This window comes from Pyxidicoccus fallax (genome assembly GCF_012933655.1).
Taxonomy (GTDB): domain Bacteria; phylum Myxococcota; class Myxococcia; order Myxococcales; family Myxococcaceae; genus Myxococcus; species Myxococcus fallax.
Genome location: NZ_JABBJJ010000553.1, coordinates 1 through 4,969, shown reverse-complemented (window position 1 = coordinate 4,969; position 4,969 = coordinate 1). Strand labels below are relative to the sequence as shown.

Sequence of the window (4,969 nt, the reverse complement as noted above, 5' to 3'; positions counted from 1 at the left end):
GGGCTGGACTGGCGGGGCGTGGTGGAGGGGGCGCGAGGGACGGCCTTCCCGCACCTGGCCTGGTATGGCTGGGAGGCGGCGTGGCGGCTGATGGACGCGCCGGTGCCGGCGGAGGTGCTGGAGGAGCTGGCGCCTCCGAGGTGGCAGCGCGTGCTGGCGGGGCGGTTCTTCTCCGACGCGCGGCTCCTGGGCGCGGAGCTGGCGCGCAGCAAGCCGGCGTGGGTGGCGGCGAAGCTGCTCCTGGCGCCGCGCGCCGGGGACATGGCGCGGTACTCGCTGCGCCGGGTGGAGAACGCGGTCCGGGCGCGGTGGGGGTGAGGCTCAGTCGAGGAAGCGGCGCTCCCAGCGGCGCACGTCCTCGGGTGGGAATTCCGGATTGAAGAGGGGCGGCTGGTGGAAGAGCCAGGGCTCCAGCACGCGCGCCATCTCCCGGTGCAGTGGCAGGTCGCGTCCGGCTTCGGTGTCTCCGGCGTCGGGGGTGGGGCCCAGCGTGATGGCCACGCGCTCCGCGCCCAAGTCCTGGACGGTGATGTCGGGCGAGGAGAGACGGGCGCGCAGTCCCGCCGCGCCACCAATCGCTCCGAGCACGGGCTGGCCGAGGAAGGTCAGCCAGTAGGCCCCGCGAACCTGGGTGCCCAGCTCACTCGAAAACAGGCTATCGCTGGTGACATCCATCCCCGGGTAGCGGAAGCACCATCGGCGCAGCTCCCGCTGGACTCCCATCATGGAGGTCAGCGCATTGAAAGAGAGGCTGACGTAGCCCGAATTGAACGGCAGGGGAGCAGCCACTGCCAGGGCGACTTCATGAACCCTCGCCGGTCCATGCGTCTCGAGAAACTCGGAGGGCAGCCAGCAGGAGAGAGCGCACACCATTCCAGGCTCGTCGTCCGCGGACGACGCGTCGGGTCCGCGGCCGAGGTATTCGAACTGGTACTCACCGACGCCACCCGGACTCGCTCGCAGCAACGTATGCGCCCACCTGTTCTCATGCAGCTCACGGAGAGCGTTCTCCCACCCCCTGTCATCGAGTTCGAAAAAGCCCTCCGCGTCATGGTCGAAGTACCAGGACAGGGCACGAGGCCCCACGGCGCGCCGGTATTGCTCCAGTGCCTGCATCACCGGGCCTACCACCTCGGAGTGGGGACGGCGCATGTAGAAGCAGAGGGTGAGGCCATCGCGAATCAGCAACTCTCCGTTCTCCGCGCGGACCCGAATCCTTGGAACCTGCTCGCTCATGGTACGAGTCCCCAGCCTGGAGCCACGCGGACTGGCATGACCCTCAATGCTCTCTTGTAGACCTCGCCCTGGTTGAGGGGGAAGTGGGGATGCTCTTGGGGATAGTCATTCCACTTCGCCTCGTTGCTGCCGGGACAGGGGAACTTGAGGTCGTAGACAGCCTGGGCCTTAAGCGGGTCGCCACCGTGGATGACGAGGTCCGGTCGCACGGTGCCCCTCAGTTGGTCACCGCGCCCCTGCCGTAGCAGGGCCTGGGCTTCCTCCTCGGAGAGGAGCGAGGTCTGGTTCGACTTCCGGTCGAAGCGGTAGCGCTGCTCCACACTGAAGCCATCGGGGCGCAGCTCGGACAGTCGCTCCTGGATGCAGCGCAGCGCGATTCGATGCTTCTCCGTGCCCAGGGTCATCGCGCGTCTGATGGGATTTCCCCGGGCGTCCACGCCCACCTGCTCCGCGCACTGCGCCGCGGTAGGTGGGCCTCCGAACCAGCGGAGATTGACCTCGGCGCTCGCCTGCTCGACGCAGTCCTTCAAGAGCTTCTCGACGTCCTTCTGGTGGTCGCCCTCGAAGAGCTTCACCGCGCCGGCAAGCGAAGCCCCGACGCTTGCTGCGTGTGCGCGCGTCACCACCGGCACGACGGTTTCCTCGCCCACGGCAGCCTGGCAGTAGGCCGGGGTCTGCCGGCAGCCACTCGTCGCCGAGTCAAAGCTCTGGGCATAGCCGCCGCGAGCGCTTCCGCTCCCCGAGGCACACGCACCGAGGAACAGACCGACCAGCACCAGGTACCACCGTTCCACCGCGTATCGCGTTCGCATGGAGCGCCTCCCGAGGCGGGCATCCTTCCGGAACGCCTCGGGAGACTCCAGCGAGTGCCTTCGGATGGAGCCGCGGAGCCCCTCACCTCACGGGCACAGCGGACTGCCGCCCATGCCGGAAGGGCACCCCTGGCCGACGCAGTACTTCGGCCCGCTGTCCTGGGCCGGCAGCCGGCCGTACGTGTCGCGCGGCACGTCCACGGTGCAGCGTCCCTCCGCCTTGTTGCCGGACGGGTCCTCCACCACGTAGTGCACCGTGTACACGCGTCCGTCGCCCGTGTCGTCGCGCTCGGCGCGCAGGCGCACCGACGTGGCATTCACGCGCACGTCCACGTCGTCGCAGGTGGCGCCATCACAGACACCGCCGACGTCCTCGGACTCATCCGACGTCACCCGGACAATCCGCCCATACCGCTCCAGCGGCAGCTCGCCCGCGCACGCATCCCTCGCGACGCCCGCGCACTCGGCCAGCGTCACCGTGCGGTACTGATGGTCCGCCGGCAGCAATCGCACACCCTGGCTGCCTCCCAGCACCGGCGGCCGCGTGTCCTTCACCGTCACCGTGAAGGCGCATCCGCACGCGTTGCCCGAGCCATCCGTCGCATTGCAGTCCACCTCCGTCCGCCCCAGCGGGAAGGTGGCGCCCGTCGGCGGCGTGCACGTCACCGACACGGGCCCGCAGTTGTCCTCCGCCCGCGCCGTGTACGTGGCCCTCGCCCCGCCCGCGGTGCACTCCAGCACCTGCGGCTGCGGGCAGACGATGTGCGGCAGCGTCGTATCCACCACCGTCACCGTGCCCGTGCACACCGCGCTGGCCTCGCCGTCCGACGCCGTCAGCGTCACCGGGTGGCGCCCCAGCCCGAAGGGCCCTGGCGCCGCCTGCGTCACCGTGAAGGGCCCCGGCTGCCCGTCCGGGTCATGGCTCCCATCGTCCACGCTCGCCACGGCCCGGCACGTCTCATCCGCGCTCACCGTGACGTCGCGGCACACCGCCACCGGCGGCTCGTTCGTCGTCACCTCGCACTCCAGCGACACCCGCGCCGAGCTGACGTTGTTGTCCTCGCGGCACTCCAGCTCGCGCCCGGTGCCCGCGCCGTCGTCGTCCACCACCGCGAACACCTCGCCCCGGCCTCCAGGCGAGGTGCCAAGCCCCAGCGCCACGGACACCTCGGCCCCCGGGTCCACCTTGTCCGCCACCGTGGCCACGCCCAGCAGCGTGCCGTTGGCGCCAGGAGGTCCCCGGTAGAAGGCCACCCGCACTCCCGCCGAGGCCGCCGCGTCGCCGAGGTTCCGCACCCGCGCGCCCAGCGTCACGCCGCCCTCGCCGTCACACGCCGCCGTCACGTTCCCCACGACGAGGTCCGGCGCGGCGAACGGCTTCACCGTGCCCGTGCCCTGGCTGTTGGTCCGGAACGTGTTGAGCCCCGGCGTCCGCCAGTTGATGGCGGGTCGCGCGGGGATGCTCCCGTCATCCGCCACGTTGGTGACGGAGTACGCGTGCTGGTTCCAGAGGGGCCGCGTGTTCACCCAGCCGTCCTTCTTGTCCCTGAACACGCGGATGCCGTTGAAGGCCCCCAGGTCGCACGCCGTGTTCTGCGCGACGACGACTTCCGCGTTGCCGTCCGCGTCCACGTCCGCGACCACCGGATTCTCGTACGCGGTGCAGGAGCTGTGCGGCGTCTCGAAGCGCACCGCGCCGGTGACGCCGTCGAGGATGCGCAGGGCGCGCTCGTCCGCGTAGACGACCTCCGTGCGGCCGTCGCCCTCGAAGTCGAACGTCGTGGAGCCCGTGCGGTTGGAGCTGTGGTCCTGGATGGGGCTGCGCCACCGCTCCGTCCCGTCCGCCTCGAAGACGGAGTACCAGTCCGCGCCGGCCACGCCCACTTCCGCCTGACCGTCCCCGTCGAAGTCGGCGATGTTGGGCGGCCCGCCCACGCCCCAGTCCAGGCGCTCCACGGTCCACCGCACCGTGCAGTCGTCCTCCATCAGCGAGACGTTGCCCTCCCACGCCACCACCACCTCGCCCGCCGGGTCCGCGTCGAAGTTGCCCACGGCCGCGAGCCCATGGCCCAGTGTCTCGGCCCGGCACCGGAGCGTGCCGTCATGCCGGTAGATGGCGCGGCCGTTCACCACCTCCTGCCTGCCGTCCCCGTCCAGGTCCGCCGCGAAGGCCAGCGGGCCCGTGTCGCTCGGCGCCGGGGGGCCGCCCACGCCATCCTCGCCCACCCACTTCAGCGCGCCGCCGCTGTCATAGACGTGGTTGCCGGCGATGATTTCCACCGTCCCGTCGCCCTCCAGGTCCGCCAGCGACACGCCGCCCTGGTCCAGCTTCGGCCCGGCCGCGCGGAACTTGAAGGCGCCGGTGTGCTCGAAGCAGATGATGCCCAGCGCGTCCTCCGGCACGGTGCACAGCTCCACCTTCCCGTCGCCGTCGATGTCACCGGCCGCGACGCTCCCCGAGCCGCGCACGCGCAGGGCCGGGTCCGTCACCGCCCACAGGTCCGAGCCGTCCGCGCCGCTGATGGCCCGCAGCACGCCGTTCGTCTTGAAGTTCCAGCTCTCGAAGCTGTTGAACACCACGTCCGGCACGCCGTCTCCGCTGACGTCCACCACCACCGGCGTCATGTTCACGTTGGTGTGCGTGGGCATCAGCGGGCTGGCCGTCCACGCCCACTCCACCTCGGGCTCGAAGTTCGGCTCGAAGGGGGGCCGCACCTCGCACCGCGCCTCCGCCTCGACCTCCACATCCGCGGTGACGCGCGCCTCGGGCTCTTCCGGAGTGCCACCGGCGCACGCCACCAGTCCGAGCGTTCCCAACACCACCCACCGGCCCGCCCGCCTGTCCGTCCAGCCCTGCTGCATGTGACCTCCCACGGATGCCCGCCCGGCCGCTGACATGCCGAGCCGGCGAGGTATTCATC

3 protein-coding genes and 1 pseudogene are annotated in these 4,969 nt (G+C 70.9%); 1 reads left to right on the top strand and 3 read right to left on the bottom strand.

What is annotated here, in order from left to right:
* Nucleotides 1-318: pseudogene (locus HG543_RS51350) on the top strand (hypothetical protein); the annotation flags it as partial.
* A 3-nt stretch (nt 319-321) separates the two neighbouring features.
* Here HG543_RS51350 and HG543_RS51345 read toward each other — a convergent pair.
* From HG543_RS51345 to HG543_RS51335, 3 genes are all read right to left on the bottom strand, one after another.
* Nucleotides 322-1,236, bottom strand: coding sequence for a type VI immunity family protein (locus HG543_RS51345; RefSeq protein WP_169352307.1), 915 nt, complete (start codon nt 1,234-1,236; stop codon nt 322-324).
* Nucleotides 1,233-2,048 carry a hypothetical protein gene (locus tag HG543_RS51340; protein ID WP_169352306.1) on the bottom strand — a complete coding sequence of 272 codons (816 nt, stop codon included), beginning with the start codon at nt 2,046-2,048 and terminating at the stop codon, nt 1,233-1,235. The genes HG543_RS51345 and HG543_RS51340 overlap by 4 nt, the downstream gene beginning before the upstream one ends.
* An 87-nt stretch (nt 2,049-2,135) precedes the next feature.
* A complete protein-coding gene (locus HG543_RS51335) occupies nt 2,136-4,910 on the bottom strand; it encodes an FG-GAP-like repeat-containing protein (protein WP_169352305.1) in 2,775 nt (924 codons plus the stop codon).
* Nucleotides 4,911-4,969: the final 59 nt, after the last annotated feature.

Excerpts from the sequence above, each read along its gene's own strand:
- HG543_RS51345 (WP_169352307.1), bottom strand. The coding sequence starts at position 1,236 with ATGAGCGAGCAGGTTCCAAGGATTCGGGTCCGCGCGGAGAACGGAGAG.
- HG543_RS51340 (WP_169352306.1), bottom strand. The coding sequence starts at position 2,048 with ATGCGAACGCGATACGCGGTGGAACGGTGGTACCTGGTGCTGGTCGGT.
- HG543_RS51335 (WP_169352305.1), bottom strand. The coding sequence starts at position 4,910 with ATGCAGCAGGGCTGGACGGACAGGCGGGCGGGCCGGTGGGTGGTGTTG.